The organism is Providencia sp. Marseille-Q8014 (assembly GCF_965112055.1).
Window position 1 is genome coordinate 2,912,330 of sequence record NZ_CBCOPT010000001.1, and the last position, 24,118, is coordinate 2,936,447.

19 protein-coding genes, 1 tRNA gene and 5 pseudogenes are annotated in these 24,118 nt (G+C 39.8%); 12 read left to right on the plus strand and 13 right to left on the minus strand.

Annotated features, from left to right (window positions below; genetic code table 11):
* Nucleotides 1–6: 6 nt before the first annotated feature.
* The 3 genes and pseudogenes from ACWPW6_RS12900 to tssK all read right to left on the minus strand — a co-directional run bounded on the left by ACWPW6_RS12900 (nucleotide 7) and on the right by tssK (nucleotide 4,413).
* Nucleotides 7–2,364, minus strand: a pseudogene (locus ACWPW6_RS12900) (type VI secretion system Vgr family protein).
* Between the two features lie 49 nt (nucleotides 2,365–2,413).
* On the minus strand, nucleotides 2,414–3,067 hold the full coding sequence (tssL, locus tag ACWPW6_RS12905; protein ID WP_196714075.1) for a type VI secretion system protein TssL, short form: 654 nt from the start codon (nucleotides 3,065–3,067) through the stop codon (nucleotides 2,414–2,416).
* Nucleotides 3,064–4,413 carry a type VI secretion system baseplate subunit TssK gene (gene tssK, locus ACWPW6_RS12910; protein ID WP_247047771.1) on the minus strand — a complete coding sequence of 450 codons (1,350 nt, stop codon included), beginning with the start codon at nucleotides 4,411–4,413 and terminating at the stop codon, nucleotides 3,064–3,066. The genes tssL and tssK overlap by 4 nt, the downstream gene beginning before the upstream one ends.
* 813 nt (nucleotides 4,414–5,226) lie before the next feature.
* On the opposite strand from tssK, the pseudogene ACWPW6_RS12915 reads away from it, so the two are divergent.
* A pseudogene (locus ACWPW6_RS12915) lies at nucleotides 5,227–5,464 on the plus strand (GTPase family protein); the annotation flags it as partial.
* A gap of 144 nt (nucleotides 5,465–5,608) precedes the next feature.
* On the opposite strand, the gene ACWPW6_RS12920 reads toward ACWPW6_RS12915, so the two are convergent.
* The 3 genes and pseudogenes from ACWPW6_RS12920 to ACWPW6_RS12930 form a co-directional block, all read right to left on the minus strand.
* Nucleotides 5,609–5,794, minus strand: a complete 186-nt coding sequence (locus tag ACWPW6_RS12920; RefSeq protein WP_231131865.1) for a hypothetical protein — start codon at nucleotides 5,792–5,794, stop codon at nucleotides 5,609–5,611.
* Nucleotides 5,795–6,413: 619 nt separating this feature from the next.
* Nucleotides 6,414–7,065, minus strand: a pseudogene (locus ACWPW6_RS12925) (integrase core domain-containing protein); the annotation flags it as partial.
* Between the two features lie 158 nt (nucleotides 7,066–7,223).
* On the minus strand, nucleotides 7,224–7,589 hold the full coding sequence (locus tag ACWPW6_RS12930) for a MerR family transcriptional regulator (RefSeq protein WP_249999112.1): 366 nt from the start codon (nucleotides 7,587–7,589) through the stop codon (nucleotides 7,224–7,226).
* Between the two features lie 78 nt (nucleotides 7,590–7,667).
* On the opposite strand from ACWPW6_RS12930, the gene ACWPW6_RS12935 reads away from it, so the two are divergent.
* The 4 genes and pseudogenes from ACWPW6_RS12935 (at nucleotide 7,668) to ACWPW6_RS12950 (ending at nucleotide 10,896) form a co-directional block, all read left to right on the plus strand.
* Entirely contained in the window at nucleotides 7,668–8,450 is a 783-nt protein-coding gene (locus ACWPW6_RS12935; RefSeq protein ID WP_154624581.1) for an SDR family NAD(P)-dependent oxidoreductase, read from the plus strand.
* Nucleotides 8,451–8,867: 417 nt separating this feature from the next.
* Nucleotides 8,868–9,457: pseudogene (locus ACWPW6_RS12940) on the plus strand (recombinase family protein).
* Between the two features lie 280 nt (nucleotides 9,458–9,737).
* Nucleotides 9,738–10,493 (plus strand): OB-fold protein, encoded by a 756-nt coding sequence (locus tag ACWPW6_RS12945; RefSeq protein WP_454209819.1) that lies wholly within the window; start codon nucleotides 9,738–9,740, stop codon nucleotides 10,491–10,493.
* Nucleotides 10,494–10,590: 97 nt separating this feature from the next.
* Nucleotides 10,591–10,896, plus strand: coding sequence for a hypothetical protein (locus ACWPW6_RS12950; RefSeq protein ID WP_249999115.1), 306 nt, complete (start codon nucleotides 10,591–10,593; stop codon nucleotides 10,894–10,896).
* 1,332 nt (nucleotides 10,897–12,228) lie between these two features.
* Here the strand turns inward: ACWPW6_RS12950 and ACWPW6_RS12955 are convergent.
* Nucleotides 12,229–12,843: pseudogene (locus tag ACWPW6_RS12955) on the minus strand (tyrosine-type recombinase/integrase); the annotation flags it as partial.
* A 151-nt stretch (nucleotides 12,844–12,994) separates the two neighbouring features.
* Nucleotides 12,995–13,082 (minus strand) — tRNA-Ser (locus ACWPW6_RS12960).
* Nucleotides 13,083–13,264: 182 nt separating this feature from the next.
* On the opposite strand from ACWPW6_RS12960, the gene tusE reads away from it, so the two are divergent.
* On the plus strand, nucleotides 13,265–13,594 hold the full coding sequence (gene tusE, locus ACWPW6_RS12965) for a sulfurtransferase TusE (RefSeq protein ID WP_154623215.1): 330 nt from the start codon (nucleotides 13,265–13,267) through the stop codon (nucleotides 13,592–13,594).
* 15 nt (nucleotides 13,595–13,609) lie between these two features.
* Here tusE and ACWPW6_RS12970 read toward each other — a convergent pair whose 3' ends face one another.
* A complete protein-coding gene (locus ACWPW6_RS12970) occupies nucleotides 13,610–13,891 on the minus strand; it encodes an acylphosphatase (protein ID WP_154623216.1) in 282 nt (93 codons plus the stop codon).
* Nucleotides 13,892–14,110: 219 nt separating this feature from the next.
* Here ACWPW6_RS12970 and hspQ point away from each other — a divergent pair, with 219 nt between their 5' ends.
* Nucleotides 14,111–14,434, plus strand: a complete 324-nt coding sequence (hspQ, locus tag ACWPW6_RS12975; RefSeq protein WP_195848159.1) for a heat shock protein HspQ — start codon at nucleotides 14,111–14,113, stop codon at nucleotides 14,432–14,434.
* 59 nt (nucleotides 14,435–14,493) lie between these two features.
* Here hspQ and ACWPW6_RS12980 read toward each other — a convergent pair whose 3' ends face one another.
* Nucleotides 14,494–14,907, minus strand: coding sequence for a CoA-binding protein (locus tag ACWPW6_RS12980; protein WP_154623217.1), 414 nt, complete (start codon nucleotides 14,905–14,907; stop codon nucleotides 14,494–14,496).
* Between the two features lie 260 nt (nucleotides 14,908–15,167).
* On the opposite strand from ACWPW6_RS12980, the gene ACWPW6_RS12985 reads away from it, so the two are divergent.
* Nucleotides 15,168–15,626, plus strand: a complete 459-nt coding sequence (locus tag ACWPW6_RS12985; RefSeq protein ID WP_154623218.1) for a methylglyoxal synthase — start codon at nucleotides 15,168–15,170, stop codon at nucleotides 15,624–15,626.
* Nucleotides 15,627–15,668: 42 nt separating this feature from the next.
* On the opposite strand, the gene helD is transcribed toward ACWPW6_RS12985, so the two are convergent.
* Entirely contained in the window at nucleotides 15,669–17,723 is a 2,055-nt protein-coding gene (gene helD, locus ACWPW6_RS12990) for a DNA helicase IV (protein ID WP_154623219.1), read from the minus strand.
* Nucleotides 17,724–17,979: 256 nt separating this feature from the next.
* Here helD and yccS point away from each other — a divergent pair, with 256 nt between their 5' ends.
* Nucleotides 17,980–20,154, plus strand: a complete 2,175-nt coding sequence (gene yccS / locus ACWPW6_RS12995; RefSeq protein ID WP_249999117.1) for a YccS family putative transporter — start codon at nucleotides 17,980–17,982, stop codon at nucleotides 20,152–20,154.
* Nucleotides 20,155–20,248: 94 nt separating this feature from the next.
* On the opposite strand, the gene ACWPW6_RS13000 is transcribed toward yccS, so the two are convergent.
* Nucleotides 20,249–20,878 carry a TfoX/Sxy family DNA transformation protein gene (locus ACWPW6_RS13000; RefSeq protein ID WP_154623221.1) on the minus strand — a complete coding sequence of 210 codons (630 nt, stop codon included), beginning with the start codon at nucleotides 20,876–20,878 and terminating at the stop codon, nucleotides 20,249–20,251.
* A 206-nt stretch (nucleotides 20,879–21,084) separates the two neighbouring features.
* Here ACWPW6_RS13000 and sulA point away from each other — a divergent pair, with 206 nt between their 5' ends.
* Together sulA and ompA are read left to right on the plus strand one after the other, a co-directional pair.
* Nucleotides 21,085–21,606 carry an SOS-induced cell division inhibitor SulA gene (sulA, locus tag ACWPW6_RS13005; protein ID WP_154623222.1) on the plus strand — a complete coding sequence of 174 codons (522 nt, stop codon included), beginning with the start codon at nucleotides 21,085–21,087 and terminating at the stop codon, nucleotides 21,604–21,606.
* 355 nt (nucleotides 21,607–21,961) lie between these two features.
* On the plus strand, nucleotides 21,962–23,035 hold the full coding sequence (gene ompA, locus ACWPW6_RS13010) for a porin OmpA (protein ID WP_163862600.1): 1,074 nt from the start codon (nucleotides 21,962–21,964) through the stop codon (nucleotides 23,033–23,035).
* Nucleotides 23,036–23,258: 223 nt separating this feature from the next.
* On the opposite strand, the gene matP is transcribed toward ompA, so the two are convergent.
* Nucleotides 23,259–23,726 (minus strand): macrodomain Ter protein MatP, encoded by a 468-nt coding sequence (gene matP, locus ACWPW6_RS13015; RefSeq protein WP_154623224.1) that lies wholly within the window; start codon nucleotides 23,724–23,726, stop codon nucleotides 23,259–23,261.
* 162 nt (nucleotides 23,727–23,888) lie between these two features.
* Here matP and ACWPW6_RS13020 point away from each other — a divergent pair, with 162 nt between their 5' ends.
* Nucleotides 23,889–24,065, plus strand: a complete 177-nt coding sequence (locus ACWPW6_RS13020; protein WP_249999118.1) for a GhoT/OrtT family toxin — start codon at nucleotides 23,889–23,891, stop codon at nucleotides 24,063–24,065.
* Nucleotides 24,066–24,118: the final 53 nt, after the last annotated feature.

Genomic DNA, 24,118 nt, shown 5'->3' on the forward strand with positions numbered 1-24,118 from the left:
TATTGATTAATCATGTAATGCGCGATTAGACACTAACTTCTGTGTTTCAATATCCGTCACATCAAACTGCAACGTTTCACATGCGATATCAGCCCCCGAGCCTGGCACCACATAATTCGCCGCTTAGATGATGTAATCGCCTGATGAACCATGTTCAACACCTTGTCCGCTCAATTTTAGGTATGAGCCGCCGCCGTTAAGGGTCAGGGTTTGCGGTGTCGATATCACAATTTCATCTTCGCTGCTGGTGATGGTGATTTGCTGCTGGGCAAACAACTCCATCGTATTGTGTTGGGCACTGATTTCCACAGCGCCTTGGTTTGCAATGATTTTCACTTCTTCTTTGTGTGCAAATAACCCTAATGCTTTTTCAACAGCGACGGATAAGTTTTGCATCGCGCCCATATCAAGATGCTGCCCTGCGTTAACCATCGTGTTACCTAAACTATTTAATTGAAGGTGTTCACCAGACGTTAATGCAATTCCTTGCGGCGCACTGGCAAGTAACACGGCGGATTGTAACTGCTGTAAACGAGAATCTAAGAGGTCGATTTGCGATTGAACATCTGCGGCGAGTGCACTCGCTTTTTCCGCTGTTTGAGACAATGTTTGCATCTGTTGGTTAGCTTGCTGGATTTGCTGCACCGCTTGGGTCATGTCCAGTACATCCCCTTGAGCTTTTGATTGCTCATCTGCACTGATAAACACCCCTTTTCCTGCGCGGATTGCACCGTGTTCGTCAGTACGTAATTCAAACCCTGCTCCGCGCTGTTCTCGCTGCGCATTAACCAAGTGACCTAGATTGAGTTGGGTCTTGCCATACTCCGTCGCCAGTTTGATATGTTCTTCCTGACGCTTATCTTCCATGCGCAGTTTGTTATTGGCTGGGGTTCTCAGCACATTGCGGGTATGATTATCGCGTGTTACGTGATCGGGATGTTCAGAGTCATGCTGCGCATAAGCAATATACGGTCGGTCAAGGTCACCACCGTCAAATTGCACCGACACTTCAGTCCCATCCAATAAAGGTGCATGCCATCCATAGGTATCACCTGCATAAGGCTTGGCTAAACGTAGCCATAAATAAGCAAATCCCGCCTCAGACGACTCTCTATCAAAATCCAATTTCACTCGATAGCGCCCGAATTCATCGAGCCACGCATAGGTATCGCCTTTTTCGCTACTTTCTACTCGCGCGGGCAATGTTCCGGCAATGATAGGCCGAGGGAGTAAAGGAGGTCGGAAGCATAAGGTTTCACGGTAGAGTTGCCCGGTAAACTGCACCTGAAGGCTAGCATCTCGAGCGCCATGATGGCGAACATGGGTGATTAACACACCGTCTTTCGCCAGCTGAGGAAAGACACCAGTCATTTCTAAGACTTGACCAGGCGCCAGCATTGGGCTGGTCGACTGCCCCGACACCCACGATTGGGCATTAAGAATGCGTTCATGGCGTAGTTGAGAAAAAAAGGCACCACTTTCTGGGGTATCAATATCACCGACATTCAAGAAAGGTTCCGCATAGTGGTACACTTCCCCTGTAGTGACTCCCTCAAACCCTGAAATTGCTTCAGTGCTATCTTGAGGCGTTAATGCCTGACGGTAGTTATAATCACGGGTTGCGACCCCCTCACTAACCACCTGATGCGAAATTTGCAATCCCCAGACACTGTCTTGCCCATTGTCACTCATACCTGATTCATGGCGATAAGGCAGTGAGACGCCAAACTGGTAGTGTTCTTGGGCGTCATGGAAAATCACTTTATCCAATTCTAATTGAGTGTCCATTTCCATACGCCAATAAATGCCGACTTCAGCAAGAAGTCGTTGAATAAAGGCTAAATCCGTTTCCCGCCACTGGGTAATCAGTTCTCTGACCGGATATTCACGAGAAAGCTGAAACTCAAAGTCTGCCCCCTCCAAACCATGACGGCGCAGTACTTTTTCAACCACTTCCGTGACCGATTGATTTAAATACACTTCACTGCGTTTGGTGTACTGAAGTAAGGCAATACGTGGCATTAATATCAAGCTGTACCGCGTTTCATCCGTAGACGTTTTCAGGTGTTTGAATTCACTGATAATCCCATACACCGTTCGTACCGATTGATTAGGAAAACTGGGCAATAATGACGTTTGATAGGTAAAGGCCCCCGACTTCAGTAACATCTGCTCGGGAGTGATATGTGCATTGCTGCACGTTACTGTCACTTCATACCGCCAAGGTTGACTGAGGGCCTCTTCAGATTCAAAGCTCAGTACATCTAAGAAATCAGAACAGTCCTGAACCGTTAAATGATAACGGGCGTGAGAAACTGCGTTCTTCACCGTTTGTGTTAATGCATTGATGACTGAATTAGGCATATTCTATTCCCTCAGAAATGGACACGAAGTGAAAGTAAAGACGAGGCGATTACACTACTGACAACAATTGATTGAGCCATGTTTGACCGCCCCAAGTGATGGCGGTAATACCAATAAGCAACAATGCACTCCAAAACCCGAAAGAGCGCATCAATTTTAGACTGGATTTTTGATGATACTGGATAACTAACGGCAAAGTAGACTCCGGCGGTGATATCTGTGCAGTCAGTTTATCCATTAATAATTTTCGCTCGGGACTTAGCGCTTCAGTTGTAGCCTCGTGGGCGCTAAAACCGAGCATTAAGACTCGATGGAAGCAGGTTAATACGGCATCGTTCGGTTGAGCCTGCCCCAACACTGAGCGAATACGATCCCATAATGCTTCCCCTGCATCCAACGATGAAAAATAGCGCGCTTGTAAGGGGGCAACTCGCCAAGCATAGAATGCGTCACCTTCTTCATCACCCCGAGCCAATAGTTCCATCGCGGTTTTATCCAATAATGCACACTGTGCATAGATAATGTGCTCAATATTCTCGGGAGCTAGTTTTGTTTGGCCCAATGCACTTTTTACGACATCAATTTGTTGACAACACGTATCGTAAAGGGACTCTGAATCGTGGTCATACCGACCGTATTTTAGCTGGGTCACCATCAACCAGGTTTTTGCCATGAGTTTATCGATATCGATGTATTGGTTCATGAGCGTAATACCGCAAACAGTTCTAGCTCTAAGAAACCAAATAAAGATGGCACATACAGCATACAGACACCTTCTTCCAACATTTCACGCATCTCCGGAGCCTCCATATCCAGCGCAAAGTATTGGTTTTCCATGCGCACAGGGAGTGCCGCAGGCACTCGGTCAACCGGTGTGAGTGGAATACCATTTAATGCTTTACTGTAAAGTGTATTAACCGTATCAGGCGCACCAATTTTGCACAGCGTTGGGAATTTTTCGGCAATTTCCCACGCGGTTTTATCAGAACGAACAGACAGATAAAAATCCGCTTCCTCTCTAAGCCTGAGGTCATGCAATGAAGCTCGCCAAGTTTGTGGGTCTGGGTGCGTCATTTCAAGCGCAATCACGCGTGAAGGCAAGCTGGTTTCTAACAAGGTACTGAGCAAGTCAAACAAAGGTGGGAACGTATTTTCTAGGTCGTCATGGACATAGGCAGGAATGGTTGCAAGATCATGCTCTAACGAAAAGGTTAATAAACTCCCCGCCAGACGCGTCAATTCAGCCCAAATGATTTCAGGGTGGCGCTGTGGGTAGCGTTCATAATTCATCAGAACATTAGCATGGGAGTTTAAGGCGTTTAACAACCAAAATAAAGAAACATCAGCGACGGCAAAATCGGCTAAACGTTCATTGCTTTCTCGACGCATTGCCATCAGTCGTTGGCAACGAGAGCGTATTTGCCGATTCAGCAAGGCTAACCGTTCTTGTAGCTCTCGACTCGCAGAAAATTGAGTCATCGGAGGAATAAACTTTCTATCTATAATCCACCCTCCCTGACCATCACGAGTTAGACGCGCAATGGGACACGTTTGCCAAGCTTCATTATTTTCATGTTGAAAACGAATAGCGATATTAAAGCGAGCAACGGCCATGGATTCATCATCTTGACCAAATAAGTCCGACACATTCACCCACTCTTCACGATAGCGTAACGCGCGTTCTGAAAAAGCCCCTTTTTTTTGAACATTCACGATCCCTTGCTGGAGAAGTGGCAATGCTAACACAATAACAAGACTGTCTGTTTGAGATAACGCGGCTGAATTTAATTCTCGGGGCTCAGGAGTGATATCACTGACTTGCGTATCGACTAATGCCCCATCAGGTAACCATGCCCTTAATTGGTGAACTTGTAAACGACCAGACGACAAGAGCGATTCGTCAAGTTCCACTGTTTCTATCCCCCAAGTAAAGGGAGAGGATAAACCTGAAACACCTTGGTTTGTAAAGTCTTCCCACTGAGCTTGTTGTTGAAATTGTTGCGGAGAGAGCAATGCCCCTTCATTCCATAATGGGCGGTAAATTTTCATTTTATGATCCTTTTAAGCAAAGATAATCGGCATGTTAACTCGTTTTTCTAATGCGACACGAAGGTGAGATAGGCGTTCAACAACTCTCGAAAATGAAATATTTCTAATATTTTTATACGCTACCGCCCTTAGCTGTCACCCAAAGCCCATAAGGTTAAAATAATCTATTGTTGTCCAAATAAATCAATCCAGATTAATAAAAATGCCATTTTAAAACGTCCGCCCCCCATCAAATGATGAATTCGATTGATAGACAGACTGAGATTAAACGACCATATCCTAAATACACTATTCAAATTATAGGGATTAACGGATAAGCCAGCAATTATTTTTATTAATTTACCTTATGTGGCGATAAATACGCATAATAAGCGTTATAGACTAGCTGAACTAGAAATAAAATGTATTGTAAGGTAATAGAATGAAATACTCTGGAGTGAAGACGAACTTAAGAAGGTATGTTAGCGCATTCAATGCTGTGTTGTATGTTATCAATTAGAAAAGTAACGTAAGAAAATTTAATATATTATACCTATACTATGAGTGAAGAATGTTTCTTTCCAGTTTCTCAATACGATGCTTACTTTCATGATTCGCCTCAGTATTGCGTGATAAGCATCAGAGATAGATGGGATAACGAAGCCAGTATGTAGAAAATGATGATCGACTTTATCTGTGATCTTTTCTAACTCTCCCGCTATAAGCCCAGTAGAATTCACTCATGTAATAGGTTCAAACGCATATAGAAACAACTGTTTTTCAATGCGTTTTCTTGGTTTCATAACAATCTAACAATCCCCTCTTTAATTTAGAGATTTAGCAGAGCAATTAATACAGGCTTGACCGACAGAGGCTAGTAGCGGAGGTAGCTAGGCAACTGAACAACACTTACCGGACGCAATCCGTGGAAAATTCAGCACGTAACGATTTTGGGCAATATATCAGTGATATTGTTGATACTTTAATCGACATCATTCCCTTGTCACCACTGATAAAAAATACGATTAGTACAGTCAAAAATAGCATCGTATCTGTTGCTAAATCCCTGTAGAGCCTGTTCTTTTAACTTCTTACGTTAACTCACCGTTTAACCTTGCCGTAAATCCCTGCTGTGATTTTGTTTCAATCTTGCTGCTCATCATAGATAACCTATTGATTTATTAGGTAACACATATTTGCATCACGGTAACTTATACTAAATAGTAACTATCTGCGCCCCTGTTAGCTGATAACCATTAAACCATTCATAGCGACCTGTAACCGTGGCTTTGTTTTCTTTCTGGCAGGTCATTAGCTCCAGCGCGTTAATATTGAATGCCACTAGATTTAATGGGTACGGGCTACGCTTATCACTCTCCGCCTGAATAGTCATTGTGGCCATAACTTTACCTGTGCGGTTCTAACTCTCTCAGAGGCTTTTATTACCGTTCCTGACATGTTGATCCTGATTGATTTCGCTTTTCTCATTTTTGGTTTATTCATCTTGATACCATCACAATATAAGCCATCGGTTAAAATATAATTCAGGTAGGATTCTGTGTGTATAGATAATCAATCTAATTATCAGAGGTGATCGAAACGTTAATTTAACCATGATGATACGGGATTATCCTGTATGTGGCTATAACCTGTTGATTATACTTAATTCCGTTAAAACGACGGAATCAAAATACGACTAATTGATAACGTTTAATTCAGTCACAAAACCAGATTAACGCTCATTGGTCATCGTTTCAGTGACCAATGGTAAGAGGTGGCAACACATTGTTTTTATTGCGAGAGGTCACAGTGACCACTAACCTTGTCACAACTCATTGATGTAACTACTAACGGTCAAATTGATCGCCAGAAACCTCACCGTAATCTCACCGTTATCGGCTTAATCCTCCCCGTAACATCCCCGTTTAATCTTGCCGTAGTTCGTTATTGTTGATATCTATCTTTCCCTCATTAGTGAGGGCAACATCAATTTTATAATATTACGTTATGTCCACTCCCCTTTAATTAAGACACACCAATTTAGCGTTTTCTAACTGTTGACGATAGGCCTCCGGTGGGAGGTGATTTAAACTTTCATGGGTTCGATTTTGGTTATAATCTTGCAGCCAAAACCACGCTAATTCTCGCACTTGGCTTAATGATTCAAATAAATACGCATTTAAAAACTCACGACGGAACGAACCATTAAAACGTTCGATAAACCCATTTTGCTACGGTTTTCCCAGTTGAATATGGCACAGAAAAATTTGGTTATCTTCACAATAATTCAATAAGTTAACTGAAATGAGTTCAGGACCATTATCGACTCGGGTCTGTTTCGGCAACCCTCTTTCGGCTTTCACGCGTTCCTTCATCAATAATATTGAGGGTTCTGAAGCGTTTGCCGCAATATAAACTGTCGTGCATAAAATCCAATGCCCATTGAATATTCGGGACTTTCTCTATGACTAATGGTCTTTTTTCACGCTTCGGAAGCACTTTTTTAACCCGTCGTTTCAGATTTAATCCTAATCGACAATAAACGCGATAAACTCGTTTATGATTAAAAGGATAACCTTGAAATCTCAGTCGAAAATAGCATTTCCAGAATCCCGACTGTGGAGATTTAGCTAAAACGGATTGTATGGCATCAATGACGATTTTATCTTTCTCTAATTATAGCTGTCTTATTTTAGGGGAAGCGGACAATGCCAGTAGAAAGCGTGATGATATAAAGAGATTGTGGGTGGAATGCTCTAAAAATAGCAGGAGCATTTAAGCACCACATCCACAATAATATATGGTGCTTGTGAGTTAGTCGTGTAAGTCAATTAGTATTCATTTTTTAATTGTTCTTGATAATGCTGAATCTTAAGTTTTAAGTTACTTAAGTGTTCATTCAAAGATAAAATTTGCTTTTCAAGGTTAGCGTAGTGTTCAGTCAGCAAATTCATTCTCTCAAGTGAGGTAGATGAGCCTATATTTCTTAGTATCGAGTATTCTTTAATCTTTTTTAAAGGCATACCCGTTTCTTTTAAGCGAGTAATAAACTTAACCCACTCAATATCATCTTCAGAATAGTACCTATGATTATTGGTTTGCCTAGATGATTTCAATATTCCTTCTTTTTCATAGTATCTAAGGGTGTATATGGTGAATCCGGTTAGTTGTGCAAACTGACTGATTGAATAATTCATGTATTACCTAGAAATTCCTTGACCTAGAGTTAACTCTATCTTTTACCATTTTGAGACTTTTGTCAAAGAGGGTGTGTTATGAAAAATAAACATTATGCGGTCGTTACAGGTGCGAGTTCAGGTATTGGACGTGAAATTTCAATAAAATTAGCTGAACGCGGGTTTAATATTATTGCAGTAGCGAGGCGAGACTCCTTGTTGAATGAATTGAAAGTCGAATTAGGCAAGATTAATGAAGGCATTGAGGTTGTCACAAAATCATGTGATTTATCTATTATCGATGATGCTATTTCACTTTATGAAGAGCTGAAAGTTTTTGATATTCGAGTATGGGTAAATAACGCTGGTGTTGGGTATTATGGGAAAGCATTTTCTCAGCCAATAAAAGATACAAAAGCTTTATTAAATTTGAATATTAATACACTCGCGATTTTATCGTTAATGTTCGTGCGCGATAACCAGAATATTGATGGTTCACAGCTGATCAATGTAAGTTCAGCAGGAGGATACACTATAGTACCTACAGCCGTTACCTATTGTGGTTCGAAATTCTTTGTCAGCTCTTTTACTGAGGGGGTGGCACATGAATTATTAAACTTAAACGCTAAAATTAAAGTTAAACTACTGGCTCCGGCAGCTACTAAAACAGATTTTGGTCGAGTTGCTAACGGGGTAGAATATTATGATTATGATAAGGTGTTTGGTACATATCATTCTAGCGAGGAATTAGCTGATTTCTTCATTCAGCTATATGATTCAAATAATGTTGTTGGATACGTCGATAGAGAAAGTTTTAGCTTTAAATTACTAGATAATAAAATGCCTTACGCGAACAACAACAAATTTAATCAAAAAATATAAGTACGATGAAACCGCCAAGGCATAAGCCGAGGCGGTTATATATAATTGGCCTTATCAACGAAAGGGAGCACCAAATATCACATGAAAAAATCATGATAAGTGACTTTAAACGTTGATGATTTAGTGACATGTTAGGACAATAGTTTTTTGGACATCGTATAGGGGCTAATGTGGATAGAATTATTTGATTTTAGAGTAATAAATAAAATGAAAATATAAATTTCTATCCTTAGGGTGACGCTAATTATGAAAAGAGAGCTAAAAATAACAAAACAAAATTCACATGCGTTATTAAATTAATAGTGTACGAAACCGCCGGATTGGTACATATAGTTATAACCATGTACGAAAACTAGTATAGTTAATTTCATACTCGAAATATAATTGATACATTCATTTCGTATAGGCAATTTAATTATGTCTCGTGTTTTTGTTTATTGCCGAGTTTCAACCCTTGAACAAAACACCGAAAACCAAAAGCGTGAAATTGAAGCTGCTGGTTTTTCCATCATGCCTCAACGTTTAGTTGAGGAACATATCAGCGGTTCTGTTGCTGCAAGTGAAAGACTGGGATTCAGTCGATTAATAGACCGTATGAAAACTAGCGATGTATTAATCGTTGTTAAACTCGACCACCTTAGGCGTAATGCTATGGATATTAGAAAAGCGGTAGAGCAGTTTGCTGAATCTGGTATCAGGGATCATTGCCTAGCATTAGGTGGCATTGATTTAATAAACCTTGCCGGAAAAATGACTATGCAAGTAATTTCTGCTGTTGCTGAATTTGAGCGTGATTTACTTCTTGAGCGTACTCATTCAGTTATTGAGCGAGCCAAAAATGCAGGTAAGTATTTTGGGTGTCCCCTCGCGTTGAGCGATGACTAAAAAAGGAAGTTATTAAGAGGATTGGCTACGGCCAGAGTATCAGCTCAATAGCTAAAGAATTTGGAACAACTAGACAAACAATTACGCGGGTTAGGGCAGCTAATCAGGTTCCTATTACCTGACATAGTTTTGCTTCCTGAACTGATCATTATTTGGTGCACACATGGGGATCGATTTTGATTTTCTTTGATCAGGAAGTAGAAAAGGAAATTGCTTGTCGGTGTTTACATGAATTTATCTAGTATATAAACTCTGATTACATAACTAGTCATTTTACTGAAACTGTTTGTAATAAGCTAGATAAGTTCATAGAAGGTATGATGTTATAGGGGTTGTAGATAATTCATTTTAACCTTCGTCTGTGCTAGCTTTTAGTTTTTCATTTTTTAATATGGAGTCATTATGAAATTCAAAAAAATCGCCATTCCTCTCTTTTTCGGTTTATCTTCATTTGCTTTTTCAGAAAGTGCGATTGAATTAAGTAGTAATGAAAATGAAATATTAAACTCTCTGATTAACGATGATATTGAAACTAGCTTAACTGGTGGTGAGAGTTTATTTTCAAATAATATGATCTACAGCTCAGCACATGATATGAGGGAAGTTTATTCTAAAAATGAAGCTAGAGGAGATAAAAAATTCAAAGGAAAAGACATAATAATTAACGGAATAGTTGATAATATCCATTCTGGACTTGGTGATATCCCTCAAGTTCATTTAAAAACAAAAGATAAGTTTCATGGAGTAGTGCTAAGTTTCTCAAAAAACTATCAAGATATACCCATAGATTTAGATAAAAATCAAGAGGTTGCATTTTATTGCAAAGGGGACAGTGTTGTTGTTGGCTCTCCAACATTAAAAAACTGTGCGCCAATAGAAGTTGCAAAAGAAAAAATTAAAAATGATATTGATAATTCCTTTCAGTATGCATTAAAAAACCCATCGAAAGCAGATAAAAAACAAGCTCAAATAATATCTACGATTAAATACTTATCAGATAAATCTAATGATATGAACGAATGTAAAACTAAAGACACAAATTGCTTTGCTGAATTACACAAAAAATATTTTAAACAAAAAAATGCAAAAGAAGAGTTGATAGAAAAGGCAAAATTATTAGGTTTTTCTACAGAAAATAATGATAACAAAAAGGTATAAAATATATTTAGCCCCTAGATATAGGGGCTTTGCCGCGAAGCATTAGCAACATTACCGAGTTTTCTAAGGTGTTTAAAGCACTTCCGAAATCCCAAATATGATATCTTTCGACGAGCATCGACTTAATTCAGTTTTGCATACCTACGGGTCACCTCGGCTTTATTCGATAACTGTGATTAATGGCTTACCCGACATTACTCATTATCGTCATATAAATGGTTCTGATGTGGTGCCTCGTGTATCACCTGAAGCTAATCTTGAAAGCTATCTTCTGTCTTATAAAACCGCTTTCACTGCGTTATTAAGTGTATTCTTTTTGCATGGATATGCAAAAATGACACCTTTACGTCGCCAACAAATGGCAAAGACATTCATTTCACTGCGATTCTTCCTGAAGAGATAGAAGCATTACCGCCTTACACGGTATACCGTTCTGAAATTTGTCGTAAAGAGAGTCGAACGGCGAATATGAAATCCTATATGGCTCCGGGGTATCATCGAGAGTGGTACCCGTTAACGGTGCTTGCATTAAATAAAGTGGAAGTGGTCACTATCAGAGGGCATAGATAACGGGCGCTTATTACTGAACGAATTAATGAGGCTGGTTATCAAACGAAAGGCGGTAAAGTGTGGGATAAGGATATTTATTCAGCGTGGAAGCGTCACAAGGATATTATAGAAAAACTCATTTAATTATAAAGCATGTAGGGGGCGGTTTTAGCTAACTAACTCGCCCGTCTAACAAAAAAAGATTAGGAAAAACTATATGAACTCTGTTTAATAAAGGCAGTTAGAAGATGACCAGTCTTTAATTAATCCATTTTTATCGGTAATAAAGTTATCTACACATAAGCGAGGGTTATTAAGGTACGGGTCATTAGAACTATTTTGGGTTTTCTTAAAGGTATATTGAGAGCCCCCATTCTGTCTCTTATGAACTCCAAAAGGACTGCCCCTTTGCATTATTAGGTCATCTATAGATTTACCAATCCAACTTTAGCGGCGATTTTTGAATTCATACTCTTCTTTTTCTCTTTCTAACTGTGCTTTTGATTTCATTGTGGTGTTATTATTCCCATTGTTTTTGTGCTTTGCACCAGGGACACCCGTTAATGCATAAGTTATGTCTGATATGGTATCTCTATGTTTCTGGGTACAACCACTTAATAAGATCAGTGAAACCAAAATAAGACTTAAATTAGATTTTTTTATTCATCGAAGATAGCTCAAAATTAATAAATTATAATAATTTCATATATATATACGAAATTTAAGTGTATCTTATACTAACTATAGTAATTATTAGACATATAAGAATCGTCCGATATTGATGTAGAAATAACCTAATACCCAATATTACACCAATCAAAACGGTACAAAAGATATTGTCCACTTCCCTTAAAATGAAATAGCGATAATTAAGTTCAACCTGAAGTTTTAAGAAGTAGCAAACTGCGAACAACCTTGATATTTCTCAACAACTCACCATAACAATTGATAACAGGCTATCATTGAATAAAGCCAGCCATAAAGAGGCTTCAACACTACATTTCTATTTCATGACCAACTGCAAAATTCGCAATTTCGTTCGCAGTTTTAGTGCGCAATTTTGGCATCAATGCGCAATTTTATTTGATACTAAATACTATTTACTTATTAGTATATTACTTAAAAATAGCTCAAATTAACTGTTTAGTGTGAGGGTTTCGTTTTGCACAATAACCTCTAGTTTTCTAGCAAGGCTAGTTTTGGCATGTGGAACAAAAGCACTAGCTAAATCTGGTGCAGGGTTATACTCTGCCCTACCCGTGATAATGGCGTACTTCCATACCTCGCCACAACGTTGGCGCACCTTCTTTAACTTCTCAGTTGCTCCGCGCTTTTCCATAATAGAAAGCACTTCAAGTAATTCCATGGGTTTGATTTCGGCAATCGGGTAATGACCTATATAAGGAAATACATCTTTTTTCGAATGCGTCCATCATGTCATCACGATACCCAACAGACCAGCGATCCTTTCTGCCCTCATACCATTCAAGGGCAATATTTTTAAAGGTGTTTTCAGTTTGATTAATGGTGGTCGCTTTTTCTGCTTTTCTGGATTCATTTGGATTAATAGCATTGGCAACCTGTTTTCGTGCTTCGTCTCTTTTCGCTCTTGCTTCAATGAGAGTGACAACAGGATAGATACCTAACGATATCATTTTAGTTTTGTCAGCAAATTGATAGCGATAACGCCAGCCTTTGGAGCCGTTAATTTCAACTAATAAAGATAGCCCGTTGGCATCCGCCAGCGTGTAGGATTTTGCTTTTGACTTGCACGCTTGATTGCCATGTCTGTTAGCTTTATAAATCACCAATATTGTAGAAGGGAATTCGATACAACAAATTGCAGAGATTTAGAAAGTCGATAGTCGATTTTATTAGCGTGAGATTTTGTTAGGAGATTGGATTATTACTGAATAATAGGAGATTTCAGAAAACGCTAGGAGATGTTGAAATGGCGGAGGAGGAGAGATTCGAACTCTCGGATGGTTTCCCATCGGCGGTTTTCAAGACCGCTGCCTTCAGCCGCTCGGCCACCCCTCCGCAATGACGTGCACTATAAACATCTGGGCTTTCGATGTAAACCCTTATTTTTATCAATTGCTATAAAAATAGACGCTTAGCGTATCGTTGGGCTAAATTATCGGCATATTTAACAGGTTACTTGGGTTATTGACTATTTTTTGCTAAATTTGCACTCTATTTTTGTTTAGGTAGAAATTTGTATGTTGCGTTTTAACGGTCAAGAAATTGAGACTGATTCACAAGGCTACCTTATTGATAGCCAACAATGGAGCGAGGCGCTTATCCCTCTTCTCGCTGAGCAAGAAAATATTACGCTGACAGAAGAGCACCTTGAAATTGTTCGCTTTGTTCGTGCCTTTTACGAAGAGTTTAACACCTCACCCGCTATTCGTATGCTGGTAAAAGCGGTTTCACAGCAATTTGGAGAGGAGAAAGGAAATAGCCGCTACTTGTATCGACTATTCCCTAAAGGTCCCGCAAAGCAAGCCACGAAACTTGCTGGGTTACCAAAACCTGTCAAATGCATTTAACTCATTACCCTAAAATTAATAGCGGACTGAAAAATCCGCTATTTTTTCAGTTGCCCAGTTTTCGCTAAAATAATGGTCGATTTTTGCTCCAGGGGGACCACCTGCATTAAGCCATTCCTCTACAAAGCAGATATCTTGCTCTGAGCCGTAAATGCCTAGCGCAACGCTGCCATCTTCGCGATTACAAACATATCCTTTTATTCCATTCTGATTAGCCCAATGATATGTTTGATAGCGAAAACCAACCCCTTGTACACGGCCATAAATATAAAACAAACGTCCGGCTGCTTTTGTCATTTTTAGCCCCCTTTATCAGTAGATTATTTATAAATAACCTATTTATTACAGTTGTGTTTTATGCGTTGAACAGATAATCTGAGATCGAGGCACTGCTTTTCATGTTACATATAAGACAGTGTATTGCGTTATGAATAATTGTCCATACATTGGCTTGAAAACGCGGAACACTGCCCAGATATAAAGTTATAGCATAAGCAAGGCTTTTAGGAGGTGGCTATGATGATCACCAGTAAATATGGGATCGGGCAACAAGTTAGACATAAATTACTCGGCTACCTAGGCGTTGTAGTAGATGTTGATGCTGAATACTCGCTCGAACAACCGCATGACGATGATGATATTGCTGCAAACAGCACATTACGTGATTTGCCTTGGTATCACGTTGTTATGGAAGACGATAATGGCGAAGCTATTCATACTTATTTGGCAGAAGCTCAAATTACTTATGAAACCGCTGATGACCATCCAGAACAACCCTCTATGGACGAATTAGCTGAATCTATTCGTTCACAATTACAAGCACCACGCCTACGTAACTAATCCTTTATCGTTCATCCACAGTAAAGCAGCGCGTTAGCTGCTTTACTACGTTATGGCGCTTATTTTTCTAAGCCTAATGCCGGAATTTCTTGTTTTGGACACTTATCCATGACAAATTTCATACCAGCAGACAAAGCGATTTGTTGAGCTTCTTCACTGATAACGCCTTTTTGTAGCCATAACACTTTTGCTTTAACGTCTACGGCTTCCCGTGCGACGCCAACGGCAGCATCGGCATTACGGAACACATCTACCATATCTATAGGTTGGGGAATATCGCTCAGCTTTTCATATACTTTTTGCCCTAATAATGTTTGACCCGATAGTTTAGGACTAACCGGAATCACGGTGTACCCCTGCTCTAATAGATATGCCATCACTTCATAACTTGGGCGATTTTGTTTATCACTTGCTCCGACCAATGCAATCGTGTTAACACGCCGTAATATTTCAGCAATTTCTTGACTATCCATCAAAATATCTCCCAAAATCAGTAAACTATTAACTCACAATATGATATACCTTGTCCTGCGTGATCACTCAATTTCTCTATTATAGGCCATCACGCTAAGGTTGCTGGCAATACGGGAAAACGTATTTATTCCACTTTAACCATTTGTTATAAAATAATAAATTGATTTCCCTAATTATTTCCATAACAACCAGCCACAACAGGTAAATAAGTATTATTAATGCTCTTAGCGTGATATCACGCGACTTTTAAGGGAACATCATGGAATCAACAACTCGTAGAATAAAAACCCCGAAAAATATAGCACTGGTTGCCCATGACCACTGCAAATCCTCGCTATTAGCATGGGCGACAAAAAATAGTGAGCAGCTAAAGCCTCATAAACTGTTTGGGACAGGAACGACAGCCAGTCTAATTAGTCACCATACTGGTCTTAATGTCACCGGTATGCTGAGTGGCCCGATGGGAGGTGACCAACAAATTGGCGCAATGATCGCTGAACAAAAGATCGATGTGATGATATTTTTCTGGGATCCACTCAATGCGGTTCCTCATGATCCCGATGTTAAAGCCCTATTACGCTTAGCAACAGTCTGGAATATCCCCGTTGCGACCAACCCCGCAACAGCAGACTTTATCATTACCTCACCATACTTTGATGGTGAAATTGATGTCGTTATTCCTGATTATCAACGATACTTGCAAGAGCGCACCAAATAACGAATCAGTGCCGGATAGTTCGTGTCCGGCACCTATCATCCATTATGGTTTTTTCTGTTTAGGAACACCTAACTGCTTTAAGATATCCACAAACTCTGAAGGCTCATCAGGATGGTAAAGTAGCCATACCTGCTGTTTAGCACGCGTCATTGCAACATATAATAATCGTCGCTCTTCCGCATACTCGAACTCTTCGTGTTTCGGTAGCAAAACCTGTTCCATGATAGATTCTCTCGCCACCGCTGGAAAACTATCTTTCCCACTATTAAGCCCACAAATAATGACATGGTCCGCTTGTTTGCCTTTTGAAGCATGAATAGTCATAAACTCGATATTCAACTTCGGCCAGCGTGTTTTAGCTTTATTTAAAATTTCGGGTCTTAAGTAATGGTAACGTGCTAAACACAAAATAGTTTCATTATCTGTAACGTAGCCACTCATTTTGTCTAATAAACGCTCTAGTGCATTTTCATCGAGCAAAATGACCGATTTCTTACTGCCTTTCACTAAGCTATTGAGCGGTTTATCGAGTTGAGTCGGATTTTGTAATATGAAGCGATTAGCTATTTCGCCAATACGTTCATTAAATCGATAAGTTGTATCTAAAGCGCATAGCGCTCCTTGCCCAAAATTTTGTTCAAAAGATGTTGTGAGATCTAATTCTGCACCACTAAAACGATAAATCGCTTGCCAATCATCACCAACTGCAAAGAGTGAGGTCTGCTTATTTTGCTGACGTAATGCTTGTAACAACTTTGCTCTTAATGGTGAGATATCTTGGAACTCATCAACTAAAATATGCTTCCAAGGACTGATAAAACGCCCTTTCTCCAATAAATTAATTGCTTGGTGAATGAGTCCCGAAAAATCAATAGCCCCTTCCTCTTTTAACGCACTCTTCCATGCTTTTAAAAGAGGCGACATAAGACGAATACGTTTTTGAAATAGGCTTTGTTGCTGTTCATCTGCGGCCTCGATCATCTCTTTTTGGCTGCCACCATGCATACGCATTAAGCTTAACCAACGATCTAACCGAGTAACGACCCGTTTACTGATTTTTTCATCTTGCCAAAACTCACCTTCAGGAACATCCCACTGTAATTCATCGGTTAACCACTCACGCCACCCCTTGGCTTGTGCTTTTTTACTACTACACTGTTCGCGCCATTCATTAAGTAATAATTCACTGCGTTTTTGTGAATTTATTTCTAATTCACTGATAACTGGTGATTTGTTACTACCTTCACGAATAATCTGTAGCGCTAATGCATGAAAGGTTTTTGCCTCAATATCCTCTTGTTGCAAGCGCTCATGAATGCGCTCATTCATTTCTTGAGCCGCTTTACGCCCAAAAGCCAATAATAAGATTTGCTCAGGCTTAGCGAGTCCTCTTAAAAGCAACCAACCTGCTCTGGCAACAAGTACCGATGTTTTTCCGCTCCCCGCACCAGCCAGCACCAAAATATTTTCTTCGCCATTAATCACTGCCAGAGATTGGCTGGGGTTCAGTGGTGATGTTTCAACATGTTGAAAAAAGTCACCATAGCGTGACAATATTGATTCACTCCATTGTTGATTAATATGCTGTCGACAGCGTTCGCCATCTTCTAGCCACTGTAAGCAATAACGATAAGCGGCAGCACAGTTTTCAAATTGGCTAACACGAGCCAATGGCAAAGGGAGAGACGAAAATTTTTCGCTAATTTTTTTCCGAAAGGACGCTAACTCACGTAAGTTGAGCCAACTATCTTGTTGAGTTTGTTGCTGAATAGATTTTGCGAGTGAAGTCAGGACTTCAGCACTGATTTCACTCATTTCTAGGCTCCATTGCTGCCACTTATCATTTAAATAATGATAAAAGCGTTGAGTTTGCTTCCATTCAGTACCATGTAAACGTACGACTTGCTCATCAGAGAGTTCAAACTCTAGCTCTCCCCAGACAATGCCTCTTTTACAATGGATATCAATTAACTGATTAAAAGGTATAAGGTATTGATGTTTTTCCCCACTCACCTCAATGCCAGCATTCAATAAGCGAACCCGATTATAGGGATGCTGAGCCAGGCGCTGCCCAATCTGTGTTGATTTCAGTTCCATACATCCTGCACCTGAGTTGTTCAATTATGAAAATAACGGTAGCTTGATTCCAAACAGTTTTTTATTACTCATAAACACGCTATCCTATATAGACTCTACATAATTCGAGTTGCATCTAGAAAATGTTCAACAATGTGTTGAAAAGAAAACTAGATTATATAGGCACTTAAATTTGCAGGTTGAAAACACATCAACAACTAAGCAACTTGAAATATGACGAGTATAGACTAGGGAATGTTTGCCTTTGAGGTACTTTGTGTTAACGCTGCTTACCAGTTATCGTCGTGTTTTATATAACAGCCATATTTTATATTATATCCGAATCTTAATCGCCCTGACAGGGACGACTCTCATTCCTTGGTTATTAAACCAAGAGCCCAAAGTCACAATTCCCTTAACCTTAGGCATGGTTGCGGCGGCTCTGACGGATCTCGATGATAGATTAACTGGCCGCTTAAAAAACTTAGTTATCACACTATGTTGCTTTTTTATCGCATCCGTCTCTATTGAATTGTTATTCCCACATCCAATACTTTTCTTCTTTGGTCTGGCAATTTCAACCTGTGGATTCATTCTATTGGGCGCATTAGGTCAACGCTATGCTACGATTGCTTTTGGTGCGCTATTAATTGCCATCTATACCATGCTGGGAGTGCCTATTTTTGATACATGGTATCAACAACCTGCTTTGCTACTCATTGGTGCTATTTGGTATAACGTCTTGACCTTAATCGGCCATATTCTATTTCCAGTTAGGCCGTTGCAAGATGCCATTACGCAATGTTATCAGCAATTAGCGGCTTATCTTGATGCTAAAGCTAACCTATTCGACCCCGATTTGGAAGATGACTACCCGCAGTCAGTCTACGAGCTAGCACTCGTTAATAGCACATTAGTCAGTACGATGAATCAAGCAAAAATAGCGCTTCTTAGCCGACTAAAAGGTGATCGCGGACAAAAAGGCACCCGTACGACGTTGCAATATTATTTTGTGGCGCAAGATATCCATGAACGTGCCAGCTCATCACACATTCAATACCAACAACTGAGTCGCACCCTGCGCCACAGCGATATATTATTCCGTTTTCAACGTTTACTGAGTATGCAAGCAAGAGCTTGCCAGCAAGTCGCTCAATCAGTCCTATGGCGTAAACAATATCAACATAATCCACGCTTTGAAGGTACTTTCACTTACCTTGAAAACTCACTGCAATTACTTAAGCAACGCTCCCCAGCGATTCATGAAATAAAAGCGTTGTATAACTTACTCAAAAACTTGAAAGGTATTGACGTGCAATTGCGTGGGCTTAGCCTTGAACAGAATTCACGGCAACATCATAATAAACAAATTGAACAATTATCAGATGAGTCCCCTTCAGGTCTCAGTGATATTATTGCCCGCTTTAAACATCATTTAACGCCTAAGTCTGCACTTTTCCGCCATGCCGTTAGAATGTCACTCTTACTCTGTACAGGCTATCTCATTATCCAGTTATTTGATTTAGAAAGAGGATATTGGATTTTATTAACCAGTTTATTTGTTTGCCAACCTAACTATAGTGCAACCAAACGACGACTCGCACTACGGATAATCGGTACCCTCATCGGGATACTCGTTGGGTTACCTTTATTAAATTTTGTGCCTTCAATGGAAGGACAGCTGACCTTAATCGTTATTTCTGGTTTGCTATTTTTTGTTTTCCGTAGCAGCCAATATGCTCAAGCAACCCTATTTATTACCTTGCTTGTTCTCTTTTGTTTTAACCTATTAGGAGAAGGATTTGAGGTTGCTCTTCCTCGGGTCATTGATACTTTAATCGGTTGTTTTATTGCCTTTCTTGCAGTGAGCTTTATATGGCCTGATTGGAAATTTCGCCAATTACCTCAAGTGGTACAAAAAACCATGGACAGCAATTGCCGTTATTTAGATGCGATTTTGCAACAGTACTATCAAGGTAAAGATAATAGCCTTGAATACCGAGTAGCACGGCGAGATGCCCATAATAATGATGCAGAATTTGCTTCTATTGTTTCGAATATGGCATCAGACCCGAAGTCCTATCAAGTCACCCAAGAACAGGCATTTAGGCTTCTATGCCTTAACCATACATTGCTGAGCTATATTTCCGCCCTTGGTGCACATCGAGAGCAGATGCAAAATAAGGATAACCTCACGATTTTAAGTGATGCTATTTGCTATGTAGAAACCTCATTGCAAATCCTGACATTGGACGCTCAAGCCGAAGAGAAATCAGAACAGTTACGAGAAAGTATTACGCGTCGCATTGATAGCATATCCGTCAGTGATGATGAAAAAACAGTACTGATTATGGAACAAGCAAGATTATTACTGGAGCTTATTCCTGAAATCAAGGCTATGATCATACAAATTAATACGTCAGCAAATCATTATGTACACGAGCAAAATTAAGTCAGTTAGCCGATAAATAAAACAGATGAGCGGGTGTCAAAATGTGGCGAAACAGTGACATCCCCTCTCATCGTTTATCTCACCTTAATTAGCCCTACCCCACACTGTTATACCAATTGATCAATTCTTGTTTCATTTGTAATGGTAAAACAGCACTATGATAGCCTTCTATTGCCCCCGCTAATCCAATCAGTAATTTAATACTAGGAGAAAATCGCCCCAACTGTTTTAGCTTCAAAAAGCAAGCTTTCGCACCTATTGCTCGTAAATCATCAACTTTATGAATGCCGATTTTGCCTAATGCTCTCTCTACTGACATATTCATATTCGGTAAGTCTTTGATACGTAATACCGCTGATTGTTTTTGTTTTCGTTCTTCAATCGCAGAACGATAAGCTAACTCAATACAATGGAGCAATAACTCTTCATTTTCCCATATCTGCTCAGGGATCTGATAATAACGCAGTTCTAGCGGTATGCCTTTTTTGCTAAACACTAGCCGCCTAAGTTTAATAGATTCAAAGTAGCTTCTTGCAAAAAGACATCCACGTAAATATAAAAGGCCATCTAATGTTAACCCGATGATGGCACTATCGATGATTAGACAATATCCACCAAAGTGGTTTTTCTTTTTAAACTCACCAAAACGTTTTAATAGCTGATCTAATCGAGGATCATTCTTTTCCAGTAAAGACATACACCCAAGCTCCTTATGAGTATTCATCTACTTCCATCCTTGTATGTGAAACTATAAATATCCTAATTTTACAAACAATTAGCAGAAACCTATTCTGGGATGAACAGCCTAAAACTCCAAGAATATTGCAGATAAAAACACCAAAGTTGCGAAGCGCTTTGAAAAAATAGGCTTGATATTGTATGAATATACAGTTACTGTATATTCATACAGCTTGATTGGTGAGGTGAATTATGGCTATCTATTCTTGGAACAAAGCAACTGAACATTCTGTTAACCACAGTACGCAAGTCATGCCTTCAACACCACATATCCATGATGCCATGCAGCATGGTATGGTGAGTGAACTGGTTTATGATGAAAAACATCCTATTATGGATTACATCCTACTGCCAATGTTGCGCCAATTTGGTGTGCAATCTCGCTGGTTGCTTTGGTTGAGTCCAAATAAAAAGTTGAGTCGCCATTGGCTAGAGCAGTCTGGTTTACCTATAAATAAAATCATGCAATTAAGTAATATGCCGTCAATAACGACAATAGATGCAATGGAAAAGGCATTAAAGAGTGGTAATTACAGTGTCGTACTCGGCTGGCTTCCTGAATTAAATGAACAGGACTTTGCTCGATTACAAAGCGCGGCTCAAGAAGGTCATTCTATTGGCTTTATTATGCGCCCTCAAAAAACACATAATATTGCAAGTATCCATTCTGGACAGCTAAATAACCTAAAAATTCACTCTAACTATTATCACTAGCCAAGATTAAGAATATTCTTAGTAAATTTGACATTTGGATATAACAAGCTCAAAAAATGTAGAAAAAATAATTGAGATCAATGGGATAGATAATAATCAATCTAAAATTAGGTTATGTTTATCTCTCTGATTTATCCACTAAAATATGTTTTTTTATAACGATTTTTGCTTGCTCTACTTGTATCTTTTTAAGTTCGTTGTAGACTTTAGCTTGTTAAGGTTATGGCATTATTTTTTACTTTTTATAAATTTTTGTAGATAATGTCAGCGAAACCTAGCAAGTATTTTAAACCAATGGCGAATAATAAGGCTCATTGAAGCCATGCCTATATTGGATGATAACGAGGCGTAAAAAATGAAAAAGACAGCTATCGCAGTAGCAGTGGCAGTAGCAGCTTTCGCAACTGTTGCGCAGGCAGCTCCAAAAGACAACACTTGGTATACCGGTGCTAAACTGGGTTGGTCTCACTATGAAGACACAAGCTTTACTCCAGTTGATCGTAATGCAACTGTAGGTAACAGTACTGACCGTGATACTTTCGGTGCTGGTGCATACGCAGGTTACCAATACAACCAGTACATGGGCTTCGAGCTTGGTTATGACTGGTTTGGTAAAATGAAATACAAAGGTGCTGGTAACAACGGCGACCTGAAATCAATGGGTGTTTCTCTGACGACCAAACTAAGCTATCCAGTAATGGATGACTTAGACGTTTACACTCGTTTAGGTGGTATGGTATGGCGTACTGATGTTAAAGCACATCAAGAAGGTCAACCAAATTACAAAGAAAACGACACTGGCGTTTCTCCTGTATACGCACTGGGTGTTGAATATGCAATCACTCCAAACTGGGCGACTCGTTTAGACTACCAGTGGGTGAGCAACATCGGTGATAACGATAACTTGGGCGTACGTCCAGACAACGGCATGCTGAGCGTTGGTCTAGCATATCGTTTCAACCAAGAAGCAGCGCCAGTTGTTGAGCCAGCGCCAGTTGTTGAGCCAGCTCCAGTTGTTGAGAACAAACGTTTCACTCTGCGTTCAGACGTTCTGTTCAACTTCAACAAAGCAACTCTGAAGCCAGAAGGTCAGCAAGCACTGAACGAACTGTATAACGAACTGAGCAGCATCGACCCAACTCAAGGTCGCGTACTGGTAGTTGGTTTCACAGACCGTATCGGTTCACAAAACTACAACCTGCCACTGTCACAAAAACGTGCTCAGTCAGTTGTTGACTACCTGGTAGCTAAAGGCGTTCCAGCTAGCGCAATCGCTGCTGAAGGTCGTGGTAAAGAAGATCCAGTAACTGGTAACAAATGTGACAACGTTAAAGGCCGTGCTGCTCTGATCGAGTGTCTGGCACCAGACCGTCGCGTTGAAATCGAAATCCAAGGTACAACTGAAGTTGTAACTCAACCAGGCGCTTAATAACAAGTTCCTCGGTCGAATTTCGATCTGAACACAAAAAACCCCATTTCGATGGGGTTTTTTTTATCTCTAAAGTCACTTAAAGCAGGCGATAGTCTAAGTCTTATCCCGTCACAACTAGGCTTTGCTTATATCCCAGTCAGTGAAGCGTCAATGATTACATCTTTTACTCATAGAGCATCGCGATCTTAGTTGATCATTCAATAACAACAAACGATCAATATTACGGCTTGTTAGTATTTGAATTACCTAAAATCGCTTGCAGATCTTCTTTTAATAAGCTCATTTGGCTTTCATACTTATCCTTATGCTCTGCATCCTCGATCAACTGAATGATCGTTTCCGATAATGTTTTATTGCGCTTAACGGCAAGATTAGATAATCGCTGCCAAACAGAAAAATCAAGATCAATAGACTTTTTTCTCGTATGCGGATGCTCTGCATTGAAATGGCGTTTACGCCTAGCGCGAATACTCTGTTTCATACGATTATCTAATTGTGGATTCATATGTAAATTAATCCACTTCATAACATCTGTCGGCCGATTCTCCATTTTTAACAGCAAGGCAATCGCTTCATCTTCTGCACTTCTTTCAATATATCGAGTGATTGCCTCACCACTTCTGGACTTCTTCACCAGATAATCCCATTTCCAGCCACATTCTAGATTTTCAAGCTGTTGATATTTCATAATTTTTCCCGACGAAGATCGAATCTAGTTTTATATTAGCAATTTTAACTGAAGAAGCACAATTCAGCGGTAACAACAAACGACCCTTCACAAAGAAGATAACAACTTAGCACAAAATAGTGTACAATCTGCCCTCATCTGTTAACAAATTAATGAATTAGCATGTCCACATTTGAATGCATACTCCTCGTTTATGGAATAGGTGGCGTATGCTCTGCTCTAATAACACTACTCCTAACAAAAGACCCTAACATAGTTATGAGATTACTCAGTGCACTACTTATAGGCGTTACATGGCCAATGTCTTTACCTGTTGTACTGTTATTTGCTTTATTCTAGTCGATTATACGTCAATTATTGCTGCAAGATTGACGCTCAGACGCTAATATAGC

Coding starts and splice junctions, on each gene's coding strand:
- tssL (WP_196714075.1), bottom strand. CDS start 3,067: ATGAACCAATACATCGATATCGATAAACTCATGGCAAAAACCTGGTTG.
- tssK (WP_247047771.1), bottom strand. CDS start 4,413: ATGAAAATTTACCGCCCATTATGGAATGAAGGGGCATTGCTCTCTCCG.
- ACWPW6_RS12920 (WP_231131865.1), bottom strand. CDS start 5,794: ATGGCCACAATGACTATTCAGGCGGAGAGTGATAAGCGTAGCCCGTAC.
- ACWPW6_RS12930 (WP_249999112.1), bottom strand. CDS start 7,589: ATGAATTATTCAATCAGTCAGTTTGCACAACTAACCGGATTCACCATA.
- ACWPW6_RS12935 (WP_154624581.1), top strand. CDS start 7,668: ATGAAAAATAAACATTATGCGGTCGTTACAGGTGCGAGTTCAGGTATT.
- ACWPW6_RS12945 (WP_454209819.1), top strand. CDS start 9,738: ATGAAATTCAAAAAAATCGCCATTCCTCTCTTTTTCGGTTTATCTTCA.
- ACWPW6_RS12950 (WP_249999115.1), top strand. CDS start 10,591: ATGATATCTTTCGACGAGCATCGACTTAATTCAGTTTTGCATACCTAC.
- tusE (WP_154623215.1), top strand. CDS start 13,265: ATGTTGCGTTTTAACGGTCAAGAAATTGAGACTGATTCACAAGGCTAC.
- ACWPW6_RS12970 (WP_154623216.1), bottom strand. CDS start 13,891: ATGACAAAAGCAGCCGGACGTTTGTTTTATATTTATGGCCGTGTACAA.
- hspQ (WP_195848159.1), top strand. CDS start 14,111: ATGATGATCACCAGTAAATATGGGATCGGGCAACAAGTTAGACATAAA.
- ACWPW6_RS12980 (WP_154623217.1), bottom strand. CDS start 14,907: ATGGATAGTCAAGAAATTGCTGAAATATTACGGCGTGTTAACACGATT.
- ACWPW6_RS12985 (WP_154623218.1), top strand. CDS start 15,168: ATGGAATCAACAACTCGTAGAATAAAAACCCCGAAAAATATAGCACTG.
- helD (WP_154623219.1), bottom strand. CDS start 17,723: ATGGAACTGAAATCAACACAGATTGGGCAGCGCCTGGCTCAGCATCCC.
- ACWPW6_RS13000 (WP_154623221.1), bottom strand. CDS start 20,878: ATGAATACTCATAAGGAGCTTGGGTGTATGTCTTTACTGGAAAAGAAT.
- sulA (WP_154623222.1), top strand. CDS start 21,085: ATGGCTATCTATTCTTGGAACAAAGCAACTGAACATTCTGTTAACCAC.
- ompA (WP_163862600.1), top strand. CDS start 21,962: ATGAAAAAGACAGCTATCGCAGTAGCAGTGGCAGTAGCAGCTTTCGCA.
- matP (WP_154623224.1), bottom strand. CDS start 23,726: ATGAAATATCAACAGCTTGAAAATCTAGAATGTGGCTGGAAATGGGAT.
- ACWPW6_RS13020 (WP_249999118.1), top strand. CDS start 23,889: ATGTCCACATTTGAATGCATACTCCTCGTTTATGGAATAGGTGGCGTA.